At 40.0% G+C, this 14,653-nt stretch carries 12 protein-coding genes; all 12 read right to left on the bottom strand.

Features of this window, described 5'->3' with window-relative positions; translation table 11 throughout:
• Nucleotides 1-11 precede the first annotated feature (11 nt).
• The 12 genes from QYS49_RS12545 to QYS49_RS12490 all read right to left on the bottom strand — a co-directional run bounded on the left by QYS49_RS12545 (nucleotide 12) and on the right by QYS49_RS12490 (nucleotide 14,601).
• Nucleotides 12-974, bottom strand: a complete 963-nt coding sequence (locus QYS49_RS12545; RefSeq protein ID WP_308347706.1) for a thiamine pyrophosphate-dependent enzyme — start codon at nucleotides 972-974, stop codon at nucleotides 12-14.
• Between the two features lie 3 nt (nucleotides 975-977).
• Entirely contained in the window at nucleotides 978-2,870 is a 1,893-nt protein-coding gene (locus tag QYS49_RS12540) for a 2-oxoacid:acceptor oxidoreductase subunit alpha (RefSeq protein ID WP_308347704.1), read from the bottom strand.
• 196 nt (nucleotides 2,871-3,066) lie between these two features.
• A complete protein-coding gene (locus QYS49_RS12535; protein WP_308347702.1) occupies nucleotides 3,067-3,933 on the bottom strand; it encodes an RnfABCDGE type electron transport complex subunit B in 867 nt (288 codons plus the stop codon).
• Nucleotides 3,934-3,943: 10 nt separating this feature from the next.
• Nucleotides 3,944-4,801, bottom strand: coding sequence for a ferredoxin reductase domain-containing protein (locus QYS49_RS12530; protein ID WP_308347700.1), 858 nt, complete (start codon nucleotides 4,799-4,801; stop codon nucleotides 3,944-3,946).
• A gap of 4 nt (nucleotides 4,802-4,805) precedes the next feature.
• Complete coding sequence (locus tag QYS49_RS12525) at nucleotides 4,806-5,009, bottom strand: hypothetical protein (RefSeq protein WP_308347698.1); 204 nt, start codon at nucleotides 5,007-5,009, stop codon at nucleotides 4,806-4,808.
• A gap of 8 nt (nucleotides 5,010-5,017) precedes the next feature.
• On the bottom strand, nucleotides 5,018-5,602 hold the full coding sequence (locus QYS49_RS12520; RefSeq protein ID WP_308347696.1) for an electron transport complex protein RnfA: 585 nt from the start codon (nucleotides 5,600-5,602) through the stop codon (nucleotides 5,018-5,020).
• Nucleotides 5,599-6,240, bottom strand: coding sequence for an electron transport complex subunit RsxE (gene rsxE / locus QYS49_RS12515; protein ID WP_308347694.1), 642 nt, complete (start codon nucleotides 6,238-6,240; stop codon nucleotides 5,599-5,601). The genes QYS49_RS12520 and rsxE overlap by 4 nt, the downstream gene beginning before the upstream one ends.
• Entirely contained in the window at nucleotides 6,233-6,907 is a 675-nt protein-coding gene (locus QYS49_RS12510) for an RnfABCDGE type electron transport complex subunit G (protein WP_308347692.1), read from the bottom strand. Before QYS49_RS12510 ends, rsxE begins: the two co-directional genes overlap by 8 nt.
• Nucleotides 6,904-7,917 carry an RnfABCDGE type electron transport complex subunit D gene (locus QYS49_RS12505; RefSeq protein WP_308347690.1) on the bottom strand — a complete coding sequence of 338 codons (1,014 nt, stop codon included), beginning with the start codon at nucleotides 7,915-7,917 and terminating at the stop codon, nucleotides 6,904-6,906. The genes QYS49_RS12510 and QYS49_RS12505 overlap by 4 nt, the downstream gene beginning before the upstream one ends.
• Nucleotides 7,917-9,245: an electron transport complex subunit RsxC gene (gene rsxC / locus QYS49_RS12500; protein ID WP_308347689.1), complete on the bottom strand. Its 1,329-nt coding sequence runs from the start codon at nucleotides 9,243-9,245 to the stop codon at nucleotides 7,917-7,919. The genes QYS49_RS12505 and rsxC overlap by 1 nt, the downstream gene beginning before the upstream one ends.
• Before the next feature lie 6 nt (nucleotides 9,246-9,251).
• Nucleotides 9,252-14,219, bottom strand: coding sequence for a 2-oxoacid:acceptor oxidoreductase family protein (locus QYS49_RS12495; RefSeq protein WP_308347688.1), 4,968 nt, complete (start codon nucleotides 14,217-14,219; stop codon nucleotides 9,252-9,254).
• A 22-nt stretch (nucleotides 14,220-14,241) separates the two neighbouring features.
• A complete protein-coding gene (locus QYS49_RS12490; protein ID WP_308347687.1) occupies nucleotides 14,242-14,601 on the bottom strand; it encodes a hypothetical protein in 360 nt (119 codons plus the stop codon).
• Nucleotides 14,602-14,653 lie beyond the last annotated feature (52 nt).

Below are 14,653 nucleotides of genomic sequence, written 5' to 3'. Positions count from 1 at the left end.
AATATCTGACGTTAAATGGCGTATTTATCCATATGTGAATTAATCGCGTCTATTCGGTCTTCAACAGAAATACCAAGGTTATGAGCGCCATATTCATCATACCTACTTGCATTTTTATTCTGATAAAAAAGACCAATTGGAGTGGTTGTTTTAACTAGTTCGGCTACTTCTCTTGCTTTCACAATATCTGCAGGATCATGATCCTTCACATGCCGAAATTTTTTCAATGCATCCTCTCCCAGAACAATACCCTCATCATGATGAAGGACTGTAATGGCGTTAGGATCTTTAACCGTAGGTTCATAAGTGTCACGCATCCAAACAGGACATCTTTGTACAATTCGTACGAAAGCCAGCCCAGGATGATCAAAGGCTTTTTTTAAAGTTGCCTCTAAGTGGGCTAATTTCCAATCTACCGTTTGTGCCACAAAGGAAACATTGGGCAAGCCTAAAGTGGCTTGTATTGGATTGATAGGTGGAAGTACAGAGCCTGTTGGGTGAGTATTACTAACGGTGCCTATTGGACTGGTGGGGGAAGTTTGTTTTTTTGTTAGCCCATAAATTGAGTTATCGAAGAGCAAGACTACCATTTTCATATTATACCGAATGGCATGAACCCAATGACCAGCACCTATGGAACAACAATCTCCATCCCCAGTAATCACAAATACGTTCAAATCAGGTCTTCTGAATTTTACACCGCTGGCAACAGGAAATGCACGCCCGTGTAGACCGTGAAAGCCATATGTTTTCATATAATGAGGAAAGCGACTGCTACAACCTATTCCAGATACAAATACCGTTTTTTCTGGTGGTAGTTGTTCATCAGAGCACAATTTTTGAACAGAATGTAGAATGGTATGTGCGCCACAGCCTGAGCACCATCGAGCTTCGCTACTAGCATAGTCATCGGTGCTTAATAAATGTCCGTCTAGTGGTTCAATATCGCAAAAATCTGGTTTTAGGGTAATCATCTTCTATTCAATTAGGTTTAAATCAAGTGTTTTCTCAAGCATCTGCAATATTTTGATGGGACTCAATGGCTGACCATATACATTGCTAAAACAGTCTATATCTGTGAGCGTTTCAGCTCTTAAGTACCACGCTAATTGTGCATATCGCCTATTTTCTTTAGTGATTAAAGGATTTCCTATGGTATCGCTGTAGTTTATTTCCACAGTCATTACCTTTTTAAACTTATCAAATATTGGCTTGAGGCCCGGTTCCATAGGACTCATAAAATGGATATGAAGAGAGCTGACTTTAGCTCCTTTTTCCCTTGCACGTTCTACGGCTTCCTCTATGGCCCCTTTAGTTGAACCCCAGCCTACAAGCAATAGATCACCTGATTGATCTCCATTTATAATGGGTTCCTTAAGCGTTTGCTTTAAGGCAGCCAATTTTCGACTTCTGCTTTCAGCAGCACGCTGATTAATAGCAGGATCATAGGCTACATGGCTTTCTTCATCATGGGCCAATCCTGTCAAAGTATACATCCCTCCTTTTTGGCCTGGAATCGGACGCTTGCTCAAACCCGTTTGAGGATCCCAATCATAAGCTTTTACACCTTCTTTCCATTTACTTTGATCAATGGGGTCAGAAAACCAAGCTGATTTTATATTGGGTCTTGGAAAAGGCTGAACTCCTGTAGCCAGATTGGCATTGGTCAGCACAAAAACAGGTGATCTGAAAGATTCTGCTAATTTTCGTGCAAGTATGACATAATGGAAGCATTCTTCTATAGTTGCTGGAGCCAGTATAATCTTAGGGGCATCTCCAGCGGCCCCATATAATACCGAAAGCAGATCACCTTGTTCTACTTTGGTTGGTAAGCCGGTGGAAGGTCCTCCGCGCTGTACATCTATGATGACAAGCGGGATTTCTGCCATCACGGCCAAGCCAATAAATTCTGTTTTTAAAGCAATTCCAGGGCCTGATGTGATGGTGACTGCTGTTTTGCCTGCATAAGAAGCGCCAATTGCAAAACCTATAGCCGCTATTTCGTCTTCAGCTTGATGAATGATACCTCCTGCAGATTCTATCGTTTCAGCCAAGGCATGAGACGCTGAAGTTGCAGGTGTAATGGGATACATGGAGCATAATTCAATTCCTGCTGCCATCACACCCAAACTAACGGCCTCATTGCCATTCATTACCACATATTCACCTTCACTTGGCTTGCTAGGAATGGTGAAATGCATGGATAAATTCTCGTTTGCCCATTTATAACCGGCATGTAAAAGATCTAAATTACTTTGAATAACTTCATCACTTTTCTTGCTGAAAATTGATTTTACTTGTTCCGCTGCAATTGTCAAGTCACGGTCATAAACATTGCAGAGTAAGCCAAGTACCCACATGTTTTTTCCTTTACGCGCATCACTCACATACTTTAAGCATTCCTTTTCCATGGGGATTTCATGGATGATATAACCAAGTTCTTTGAATTTTAAAAGTGACTGTTCATAAGCAACTTTAGTTTCTTCGGTATGAGTGGCCCATTTATTCTCAATCAGTAAATAGGTTCCAGGTTTATAAGCGTTTTGGTCAATTCTTCCGTAGAGTACCTGTTCATTGAGCGCTACCACCATATCTGCATGGTCTCCCATATTGGTGATTTTGTTACTTCCCATTCTTACCCTAATTCCTGAGGCACCAGCTTTTGATCTGGCTGGAGGTCTAATTTCTGCGGGTATAATTTCTACCGTCCATACACCATTCCCCATTTTTGCGGAGATAGTGCCTAGACTCTGCCCACATTTTTGAGCGCCCTCACCTGAATCACTAACAATTTCAATGACAGCTTCTTTAATTTTATCCCTTTTAATTGTGGATGTTGCAGAATTAATAGTTTCAGAGCTAGTACTCATAATCGTGCTTTTTATTTTAACTAAGAAAGTCACTTTTTTATTAATAAAGGGTGACTTAGATCATATGAATTATAGATTTATATCAGATAATGATTTGATAGTTAGAGCGTTAATACTAAGAGTTTAAAAACTGTTGTTAGCCCTATATTTAATGCATCTTTGATATAATTTCCTAATTCCATTAGTAATTACAGTATCAAGAATAACCCATATTTCGCTTTCCTTTCCTGACAATTTTTATGCTTTTCTCACCTTTGATTGCCCCTAATTTTTGATCTAACCAAACAATTGCACCAGTAGGACATCTTTGTATTGGAATCTTGTTTTGATGTTCAAGTGAATAGTTCACAACTGGTAAGTTATTTTCCATGGTAATCAAATCTCCGGGTGCATCCATTGCACATCGCCCGCATGCTGTACACGCCACCTGACACTCTTCCAATACCTCATCCCCTTTTTCAAGGTTTTTACAAGCTACCCAAAGCTGGTGGCTAATTGGCTGAATAGAAAATAGATCTTTAGGACAGACTTCTACACAATCTCCGCAAGCTGTGCATTTATCGATATCCACCACAGGTAGTGAATGTTCATTCATATGAATGGCATCAAAATCACATACCCGCATACAATCTCCAGCACCTAAGCATCCCCAAAAACATCCTTTACCACCACCGGAAACCAGAGCTGCGGCTTGGCAACTATTAATTCCTTCATACTGCGCTTTGTTCCGAGCTACGTTTGTACCGCCAGCGCAAGCCAGCCGAGCTACCTGCTTTTCTTCGCCTCCAATTGATACCCCTAAATAATTACCAATAGCTTCTCTACCTTCTTCTGAACTGACAGTACATTTTCCTGGTAATACTTCGCCTGATACCAGCGCTTCTGCAAATGGTCGACAACCTGGAAAGCCACAAGCCCCGCAATTGGCACGAGGAAGCATATTTTCTACCACATCTATCCGTGGATCTTCATAGACATAGAGCTTCCTATTGGCAATTACCAGCATAATTGCCAAAGCAAGAGTCAATCCTCCAAGTGCGAGTACAGCAATAACGACAGCCATATTGTATTTTTTAATATATTAATTCAACCCACTTCTTACCAGCTATAAGCTCTGCTTTTCTGGCTTCCCATTTTTTCTTACTGCCCATAACGTCTGCAAATGCTTTATCTAATCCTTCATTAACCTTTTCATGTCCTGCTACATAAATGTAGGTATTCAGGTAAGAAAGCATGTCTAGGATTTCCTCCGAACGCTCATCTATGGATTGATCAATTACTACTGGATCATTCCAAAGTGGTCTTGGACTAAAAGCATGAATCGCTTTGAAAGTGTCTTCATTATAATAATTGGTAAGATCATCTTCTATTTCATTCTGATACAAAAGCTCCAGACCAGTTTTGGCACCATAAAAAAGTAGAATCCTTCCTGTCCAGTCTTTTACATCATTATAAATATGCTTAATGAAGGCTCTAAATGGAGCAATTCCTGTTCCCATTCCAATTAGAATTAGGTTAGAACTCCTATCCTCAGGTATTTTGAAGGCCAAGGGATAAGGGCCAGTTATGGTGATTTTATCTCCTACTTTCCGATCACATAAATAATGGGATGCAATTCCATGAAATAACTCACCGCTAAAAGCGTCAACATAAGAGCAGCGCTTCACCAACATGGTGATGATAGTTTTATTTTTCTGCTTTTTGGGTATGTCCGCAACACTGTAGAGGCGATGATGCAAGGTATTGCCAAAATCATCACTTACTTTAACTAAAACACCAAAACTTTGGTCGATTTCACATTCAAAGGCCGGATCTTGTACTTCCAATACTAACTCTCTTACTTCCTCCGTATCTTCAGGGCTTAGCCTTCTCGTTTTTTTAATGGTGGCAAAATATTGCTTTCTGATATCGTATTCTGATAAGTGTGCCATGGCTTTATCTTTTAATTTCTTTAATGCTACTTTTTTGTTTTTTACAAATGGTACCGCAGCCACAACTTCCACAAGCTGATCTGCCTGCTAGCACATCCTCATCCGTTTGCTGATCGATAAAGGCTTTGCGCCATAAATACTGCACCAAAGCCCAAATAATCATTAAGGCTGTAATTCCGAGTATTCCTATCGCATATTTTATCATCATACATCTATTTAACTACTACCTAAACCTGAAAACCCCATAAAAGCCAGCGATAATATGCCAGCCACAATTAAAGTCAATACCGTTCCCTTAATGACTTTTGGTACTTCTGCAAATTCGAGTTGTTCTCGAAGACCTGCGATTAAAATTAGTGCAAGGGTAAAACCTGCTCCAGCACCCAAAGCATATACTATGCTTTGGAAAAAATCATAGCCTTTATTAGTTTGGAATAAAGCAAGCCCAAGAATAGCGCAATTGGTAGTGATTAAAGGCAGAAAAATACCCAAAGCCTTGAAAAGAGTTGGGCTCATTTTCTTAACAAACATTTCAACTAATTGCACAGTAGAGGCAATCACCACGATATAGCTAATCAACTGAAGAAAAGGCGCATTGATTGCAATCAATAGTGAATGGATGCCATAAGCACAGATTGAGCTTATTAACATCACAAAAGTGACCGCTGCCCCCATTTTGCTTGAAGTGTCAATCTTCCCTGAAACACCTAAGAATGGACAAATACCAAGGAAATATGCTAAAACAAAGTTATTCACTAGGCAAGCATTTATAAATATCTGACTATAGGTTTCCTGATTCATGATAAAGCCTTTCTTTGTTTAATTAAATTGAAAAACAGCAACCAGGCAGCTAGCGTAAAAAAACCTCCGGCTGGAAGGATCATAATTACCCATTCCTGAAATCCATCAGGAAATAGGGCAATTCCGAAAAAAGCACCATTCCCTAAAATTTCTCGAACCGCGCCTAAGCTGAAAAGTGCAAGGATGAAGCCTAGACCCATTCCTAATGCATCCATTACTGATTTCCCCACCGTATTTTTAGAAGCAAAGGCCTCTGCCCTGCTTAAAATCAGACAGTTTACCACAATCAATGAAATAAATGCTCCAAGACTTTTGTGTAAATCAATGCTGATAGCCTGAATAGCATAATCTGTGATGGTGACAAATGTGGCGATTATCAATATATAAGAAGCAATCCTGACTTCCTTGGGAATAAAGTTTCTGAGCAATGACACCAAAATATTGGACATCAGCAGGACGAATGCTGTTGCCATGCCCATAGCCAAAGCATTCACCGCTGTATTGGAAACGGCCAAGACAGGACACATACCCAGCACCTGAACAAATACCGGATTCTCCTTCCATAAACCTTTGATAAACTCATCAGTGGAAGATGGAGCGGTATTGATACTTCCTTTATCGATTTCTTGATTACTCATTTTCAAAGCTTTTAAACACTTCTCTATTCTTATAAATAATGGGAACCCATTTCTCTGTACTCTTTGCGATTATATCTCCTATAGCCCGTGAAGAAATAGTGGCTCCCGTTATTCCGTCAATTTCCCACTCATTCAATTTCCCGCCTTGCTTTACAGTGGTTACTTTATTCTTAATGGCATTTTTGTCTTCGGTAAGGGATACATCCAAGGCATTGAAATTATCCAAAAAAAACTGTTCCTTTTCAATCTTATCTCCAAGGCCGGGTGTTTCCTTACTTTCCAAAACATAGAATCCTATAACACCTTGTTTATCAATGCTATATCCATATATAATTCGAATAATATCTGCATAACCCTGACCAGCCGCTACTATTGCTATTCCCTTCAGTTCACCCACATCATCATAACCTGCATAGATGATATTTTCATCAGTTTCTTTAGCTGGAGCGAATGTATTGTCTTGATAAGAAAATGGCTTCATTTGGGTGCTACCCGGAATAACTTTGAAAATAGCTTCTTGTAAAGCCTCTGCTCTTAATCTCTCAATTCTGGGTAATGTGCCTTCATAAGTAAGTACAATCAACAGTCCGCATATAATTCCGATACCAGCCATTGCTCGTACCATTTTAAAACTGTTAGGGGGCGATATGGTATTTTGCTCTTTCATGAAGTTTTTAGTGAAGTTCCGTAAACTCTATATCGAATCAATCTATCTATATGTGGAGAAAGCGCATTAGCGAGCAAAATAGCATACATTACGCCTTCAGGTAAGCCGCCCCAAAGCCGTATGATCACCACTAATGCTCCAATAATAATACCGTAGAGAATCACGCCCCAACTGGTTATGGGTGAGGCTACCATGTCGGTTGCCATAAATACAGCGCCAAGCATCAGCCCTCCTGAAAAGAGCATAAATAAAGGAGAAGGATACTCAACAGGATCTATCCAATAGAGTATCCCACTAAAAATGAAAACCGTGGTGAGAATAGAAACAGGAATTCTCCAATTCATGAAATTTCGAAATACTAAATACAAACCTCCAATTAGAATTAAAATAGAGGAGGTCTCTCCCGCTGATCCGCTCACCAACCCTAATGCTAAATCTGCAGTATCTGTGGTTATACCATCGAATTTCCAGGCTGAAAGAGGAGTTGCGCCTGATGTTCCATCTACTATGGGTTTCATAAAAGGAGCACCTAAGACAGCTGGATGAAGTTCAGTAAAACGGTTAACAGAAAAGCTTGCATACCAAGTAGTAATAGCTACAGGAAATGCAGCTTGAAGTACAGCTCTTCCAACTAATGCCGGGTTAAATACATTATAACCCAATCCTCCAAAAAGGAACTTACCCATTCCGATGGCAAACACGCCTCCCAGAAAGGTCATCCAAAGTGGGAAAATAGGTGGTAATGTCAAGCCTAAAAGCAATCCTGTGATAATAGCAGACCAATCGGAAAGAGTACTCCTCTTATTGGTCAATCGACATAACACATGTTCAGTCAAAACACAGGAAACAACAGCAGTTAGCAATACTAAAGCCGCATTCCATCCAAAAGCATAAATCGAAAATATAGCGGTTGGCATTAATGCTAATACCACATTCCGCATAATCACCTCTACACTAAGGTCTTTTTTAAGATGTGGCGAAGTACTGATATGGAGTGTATGCTTTTTCATCAGGCTACTTTTCGTTTTCTTATAATAGATTTCGATAGTCGGAAATATTGTACTAAGGGAATATTTGATGGACACACATAGGAGCAAGAACCACATTCAAAGCAATCCATTAGATGATATTCATCCGCCATTTTTTCATAAGATTCGAATTTGGCAAGAATACCCAGTTTGGATGGATTTAATGAAAGTGGGCATGCATCTACACAAGCACCACATTTGATACACGGGTAAACCTGGGCAGCACGATGTAGCTGTTCTTCATTAAAAACCACTATTCCCGAAGTGCCCTTTACAATTGAAATGTCCAGATTAGCAACCGCAACTCCCATCATTGGGCCTCCCATATATACTTCACTAATTGATTCATCTACTCCTACCTGCTCTAATACATATCGAAGTGGAGTGCCAATTGGAATAAGATAATTACCCTTCTTCTTAACACCAGGTCCTGTAATGGTAATCACACGCTCTTGAATACCTCTACCATGAGGAAGCAATCGACCGATCTCCGCAGTGGTTGCTACATTTACTACCACTGCATGAACATCAATAGGCAAGCCGCCTGAAGGCACTTCTTTGTCCAAAAGAGCGGTAATTAACATTTTCTCAGCTCCTTGTGGATATTTAACCGGCACTACTTCTATTGAAATTGGTTCATTTTTAGGAAGAAGACTTCTTAAGAAATTGGCCGCATCCTGCTTATTCGCTTCAATACCAATTATGGTACGTTTAGCTCCAGTTGCTTTCATTAAGTATTTGATTCCTAGGAATATATCACTGGGTTGCTCAAGCATTACCCGATGATCGGTGGTTAAATAGGGTTCGCATTCAATTCCATTAATGATTAAAGTATCACAATACTTGCCTTCCGGAATTTTTAATTTGGCATGAGTGGGAAATGCAGCGCCCCCCAATCCTACGATTCCTGCCTGCTGAATTCCTAGAAGTATTTCCTCTGGGGATGCAGTGTCTAAATCAATGGGATTTCCTTCTAATATCTCTTGTGTGGAAGAAGGAAATGGCTCTAGATATATGCCTGTTGTCATCTTTCCTGAGATAGTGGGCACATTGCTAATTTTCCTTACCATTCCGCTAGCTGGAGCATGGAGTGGAACGGAAAGGTATCCGTCTGATTCTGCTAGAATTTGTCCCCTGACTACCTCCTGCCCTTCTCTTACTATAATTTTGGAGGGTGCTCCAATATGTTGAGCAAGCGGTAAAATGATTAAAGGTGAAAATGAAAATTGGCGAATAGGTAATCCATTCGTTTCCTCTTTATTTTCAGGAGGATGTATTCCGTTCTTGAAGGTGTTTTTTGCTAGTTTCATAACGGATTAATTAAATTTCTCTCCCCTTTTGATCCATTTATCCATATCCTTAGCGCTTGGATCAGCTGGTAATCCTGGATGAATCACTTGCGCTGTACATTTTTCAGCCGCTATCACTAAATCTTGATAGGGTCCGCCCGTAGGATCTTTGATATAGGCTTGTTTGTCTTTATTGTATGCAAATATTTTAGCATTTATATTGATGCATTCATCACAGGAAGTACACTCATCTGATTCTATCCATGGAGACATGACTGACTCGCTACTTGTACTAGGTTCAGCTTTTGATTCAGCTTTTGGTTCAGCTTTTGATTCAGCTTTTGGTTCAGCTTTTGATTCAGCTTCCTCTTGCTTTTCAACTTTTTTAACCACAGGACTTACATCTGGAATAGTTGCACCCTTTCCTCCTGCCAATTGCATGAGCTTTTGGGTGATTTTACTCACCACCTCAGACCTTATCTTACTCTCAAGGTCAATTTCTGTAGCATCTTCATAATTAGTACCTGCTAAATCACGCAACAAAATCCAGAAATCTCTGCGCTCCTCGCATGATTCTACTATTGGTTTGGCGACTAATACTCTACTCAGTTGACTTTTCCTGTCTACTGCCCAAATAAAAGGGAATTTACCTTCACGCTCTCCTTCTTCCAGCTCTAGGAAGTCAGTCAGTAAGATCATATTGTCATTCCATGAATTGCGTGGTGCATTTCTAAAATGCTTTCTAAAACGCGCTTCTGTTAAGGCAAAATCTGCAAAAGTCATAGGAACCTCCATTGTCTTCTCTATACCGTTTTCCTCATATTTCAACTGGTAAGTTGGCCAGTCTTGATCCATTGCAGGATTCCCGGAAAGGTCAAGCGCTTCTTGGACTTTTACGCCCAAATCAGGGTTGTATTTGAATATTGGATAGGCTCTTGACTCTACTGCCAATTTTGCCTGATGTACTCCTAAATCATCTGCTACCCCATGCTCAGGTTGGCAGGTGGTGTAAAGATTAAACAATGCAGGTCTTTTTGTAGTCAGGCCGTCAATAAAACCTTCAATCATATGACTTGTGTTTGCCAGAGAAGCTTGCATCACATAGGTATTACGATGAGCCATAGCTACTAATCCAATTTCTTTTCTAGGTTCAGATTTTCCTTTCCATACCTTTCCATATTGTGCCATATCAGAAATCTGGCCTATAAAGCCTGAAGTACAAGCTTGTCCTCCTGTGTTGGAATATACCTGAGTATCAACCACAATCACTTTAATCGGCTTACCGGAAGCCATCATTCGGGATAGGTTTTGGAAACCAATATCATACATTGCTCCATCGCCACCTAAGGCCACCACTGGTGGACAAAGCAGCCATTCCTCATCCGTAAATTGATGCCAATTGAAATAGGTAAAGAAATCTTTGTCTTCTTCTGGCTTATATTTTCCTTCTAATTCCAACTCAACCTTACGAATAATAGTAAATCCTTCCGCCATTTTCGCCATGTGTCCTTCAAAAATACCCATTGCCATAGAGGTTGAATCTTGAAATAGATGATTTGCCCAAGGGAATGGGTACGGATTATAAGGATAAGTACTACCCCATACAGAAGTACATCCAGTGGCGTTAGTCATTCCCATTGAAGATCTACCTTTACCGCTTGTTCCATCGGTATATTTCCATTTCAGCCGCTTTAATTGGGATAGCAGTTGTGTGGTTTCTTGCAACCAATCCTGATCAATTGGCTTACTTCCACTTTCTGATTCTAACCTACTGGCAATGCCCGACATGGTAAGATCTGAATCATGCGTATCTTTAAGGATTCTTGCTATTGCCTCTGTATCGTTAATATTTACATTTTCTATTAATCGAGACTGGATGTGATGTTCCATCTTTTGAATGAGTTCATCCAAATGATCTAAGTGTTTCTTAATACGTGGCTGCATTAAAGATTCTACCGTGGCTACAAACAAATGAACCACTGATTTTTCCGAACAACCAAGACAAGCGCCATCACCACTTGCAAAATTTAAATAAGCCTCTTTGTTTAAAAGGATAGTTTCTAATGGGCCAATTTTCTCTTCCAGATCAGAAATGCGATTATATTTCTCTGGAGTAGTAGGAAGGTCCATCCATAAGTCCCAATCTTTTCTCAGTTTAGCTATAGAGCCATCAGTTTGAATAATTGGCCTGAGCGCATCATCTTCACAAACCTGAATGCATTCGTTGCAGCCTTTACAGGTATTTGGGTTTATAGTAATACTAAATAAACCGCCACTATTTGCCGCTTTCTTTTCATGTAAATCATAATATGGTCTGGTGAGGGCAAATTGAAAATCCCCTAACTCTTCCCTGAACCATCCCAGCTCTTCCACCATCTCGGCCTGACCTTTATTCTCGTCTATCATCTGATCGATAGCCTCTTTAACATAATTATTAACCGTAGCACCATTGGAAGATGAATTCAATAATGTCCTGATCTTTCCTTCCAAAGTTCTTGCGGCTTTTTGTAAGTGACTTACCTTTTCATGATTCTTTTTAACCCGCTTAACTATTGTATCCAGCACATCTTTTAATTCGCTAACCAGTCCAGGTATAGCAGTATCCGGGCAAACCGTATAGCATTTGCCGCATGCAGTACAATTATTTGGAATCCAATCAGGATGTTCAAAGCGAATGCCTGTCATATCTCGAAATACTGAAGAAACAGCCGGCATAACACTCAATCCAATGAAAGGATCAGTTATATTATCATTTCCCATGCCTTGTGCATAGAAGTTGCCTGTTTGCTCCCAAAACCGATGGATATCACTCAAGGTGGATTTGCTTTGTGGCAGCTCCTTCAACATTTTTGGAATTGGAATTCCAAAAGAACCATTGGAATGAATAGCGGAACCAGTCTGAATTTCTTTATTGGTGATTTCAGTAATTTCTGTGAACCCACGTTTTACTACACGCATATTATCATCCACTACCCTTTGACCTTTACCACCAAATTTGGATTGTAATTGATCTTCAATGGCTTGCAATAATTCCTTTTCATTTAAACCAGCTGTTTTCATCAAAGGGGAGGCTGCAAAGAAGGCTCCTTGAAAGGCAATTCCCTGCATACGTAACTGAAGTTCAGGATCTGTAGCTTCTTCTCTGGCGATTTTAAAGCCATCAATGTAAAAAACATGAATATTATTTTTGACAATCAATTTTTGATACTGCTTTGGAATACTAGCCCACACTTCATCCTGATTTGCTTTATCGCTTTGGATTATAAAACATCCACCATCTTTTAAGCCTGCAAGTGCATTGGTATGCTTAAATACATTTGGATCAGGTGATAAAACCACATCCACAAAATAGAACTCGCAGTTCATTCGAATAGGTTCTGGAGCTGCGGCTAGATAGTAAGTGGTGGGTTGTCCTTTCTTCTCTGAACCATATTTTGGATTTGCTTTAATATCATAACCAAGCAAGTCATATAGTGTCATTGCCAAGTTTTTACCTGTAGTTATAGCGCCCCATCCCCCAACAGAGTGGAAACGAACAGTAGTAGCTCCTTTTGGCATAAGGTTGGGGCTCTCAGAGCCATGCACTGCTAATTCCTTTACTTTAGGATATGCCGCCTCTATGGTCTCTTGATGAGCTCTTTGCTTAGGTGTAAAAGGATTGTCACGGATAAAATCTATGGATAAGTAAAATAATTTTTTGTGTTTGCCTTCAGGCAGCATATTTTCAACAGCACCTATGATCCCTTCAGCTTGCAAATCACGGCTACCCATTCCAAAGGAACCAGAATAAATTCTTGGTACTTCTTTTAATTGATAAGATTCGATTTCAGGATAAGGTTTATCCCTTTTTGAAAGCCCATTTTCGAGGCATTTTGATAAGACTGACCGAAGCTCACGCGCTATTGGTAAATCTTCTGCTAGCGGTTGATCCAGTCTTTCCAAGACCACCACTCCTTTTTTTCCTTTAAGGATTTTGGATAGGTGATCAGCAGGAAATGGACGGAACATCACTAAATCTACTACACCCACTTTGAGTTTTCGAGTCTCTCTAAGATAATCAACTACTGCTTCAGCACTTGGAATTACACTTCCCTGAGCAAGAATCAGGTAATCAGCATCTTCAGCTTTATAAGACATTACACGTTGATACTTTCTACCTGTCAGTTCCCCATATTCTTTAAAAGCTTGATCGGTTAATTCTTTAATATGATCAAAAAAGAATGGTCGTTGGGCAGCCACACTTTGCATATAGGAATCTTGATTTTGAACGATACCCGCCATCATTGGATTATCCACATCCCATAACTCAGGAATCCTTCTTCTTTGTTCACCGAAAATTATTTTTTGAGCTGGAGTTGGTGTGTTTATGATATCATCAGGTCTACCTAGAAATTCTTTGATTAACTCACGTTCTGGAACTAATAAGCTTTCAATTAAGTGAGTGGTTAAAAATCCATCTTGAGCAATAATTCCAGGTGTAAGGGCCAATTCTGCTACACGGTGGGCAATAACATTGAGATCGGCTACATGTTGGGCATTCTTGGCAAATAGCTGAAAAAAACCTGTGTCATCCACTGCATGGTAGTCATCGTGTCCGGCATGAACGTTGAGCGTGGCCTTTGTCATGGCTCTGGCTCCTATATTCAACACATAAGTAAGTCTCTTACCGACTGCCGCATACAAGGATTCATGCATATAGGCAATGCCCTGACCAGACGAAAAATTAGCTGCTCGTTGACCAGTCATAGAAAGTCCGGCAGTTACAGCTGCTGCTGCATGTTCTCCTTCAGGTTCAATGAATATAAGTGGCTTATTTGAAATATTGAGATGTCCTTTTGCGGCCTCTTCCGCCCAGTACTCTCCCATTTGCGTAGATGGAGTGATCGGATAAGCTCCAGCTGCATCTGAGGATTCACGTTCGCACATAATGGCTGCAGAATTGCCGTCTAGTGCTGCAGCGATTCCTGGATATTTCGGTTTGACAATCTTACTCATGAGTCTTTCCTTTAATTTTTATTTATTTACCAAGCACCATATTTCGTGTATTTGTAGCCATCGCCATAAAACTATTGACGGTATCTAAACTCATCCACACATCCTCGTTTTGCGTAGGATGATAAAGTGGTGCTAAATGGAGTTCATTAAATCTTTTATCAATTTCTCTACATCTAGAAAGTAAGTCAGCTACATTTGAAGATTTATCAAAATCAGCTCCATTTTCTAAAAGAAAACTTCCTAAAAAATTTACGATGGCGTTATATGCATTCTGACAAACGCTGTAGTGTACTACGTCCTCTTCAGGTTTGCATAATTCATTATTAGCTCTTGATAACAGCTCATCAGCCGTTTCTTGGAGGGTTTTAGTCATCTCTTCCATATCGGTAGCATTTTGTTATGGAAATAAATCTACAAATTGGTATTGAGACATA

It is taken from the genome of Marivirga salinae (assembly GCF_030503855.1).
GTDB classification, from domain to species: Bacteria; Bacteroidota; Bacteroidia; order Cytophagales; family Cyclobacteriaceae; genus Marivirga; species Marivirga salinarum.
This window is presented reverse-complemented; position numbering and strand designations above follow the sequence as displayed.

Bases quoted from the DNA above. Each gene is read 5' to 3' on its own strand.
- QYS49_RS12530 (WP_308347700.1), bottom strand. From the start codon at position 4,801: ATGGCACACTTATCAGAATACGATATCAGAAAGCAATATTTTGCCACC.
- rsxE (WP_308347694.1), bottom strand. From the start codon at position 6,240: ATGAGTAATCAAGAAATCGATAAAGGAAGTATCAATACCGCTCCATCT.
- QYS49_RS12545 (WP_308347706.1), bottom strand. From the start codon at position 974: ATGATTACCCTAAAACCAGATTTTTGCGATATTGAACCACTAGACGGA.
- QYS49_RS12525 (WP_308347698.1), bottom strand. From the start codon at position 5,009: ATGATGATAAAATATGCGATAGGAATACTCGGAATTACAGCCTTAATG.
- QYS49_RS12490 (WP_308347687.1), bottom strand. From the start codon at position 14,601: ATGGAAGAGATGACTAAAACCCTCCAAGAAACGGCTGATGAGCTGTTA.
- QYS49_RS12535 (WP_308347702.1), bottom strand. From the start codon at position 3,933: ATGGCTGTCGTTATTGCTGTACTCGCACTTGGAGGATTGACTCTTGCT.
- QYS49_RS12505 (WP_308347690.1), bottom strand. From the start codon at position 7,917: ATGAAAAAGCATACACTCCATATCAGTACTTCGCCACATCTTAAAAAA.
- QYS49_RS12520 (WP_308347696.1), bottom strand. From the start codon at position 5,602: ATGAATCAGGAAACCTATAGTCAGATATTTATAAATGCTTGCCTAGTG.
- QYS49_RS12540 (WP_308347704.1), bottom strand. From the start codon at position 2,870: ATGAGTACTAGCTCTGAAACTATTAATTCTGCAACATCCACAATTAAA.
- rsxC (WP_308347689.1), bottom strand. From the start codon at position 9,245: ATGAAACTAGCAAAAAACACCTTCAAGAACGGAATACATCCTCCTGAA.
- QYS49_RS12495 (WP_308347688.1), bottom strand. From the start codon at position 14,219: ATGAGTAAGATTGTCAAACCGAAATATCCAGGAATCGCTGCAGCACTA.
- QYS49_RS12510 (WP_308347692.1), bottom strand. From the start codon at position 6,907: ATGAAAGAGCAAAATACCATATCGCCCCCTAACAGTTTTAAAATGGTA.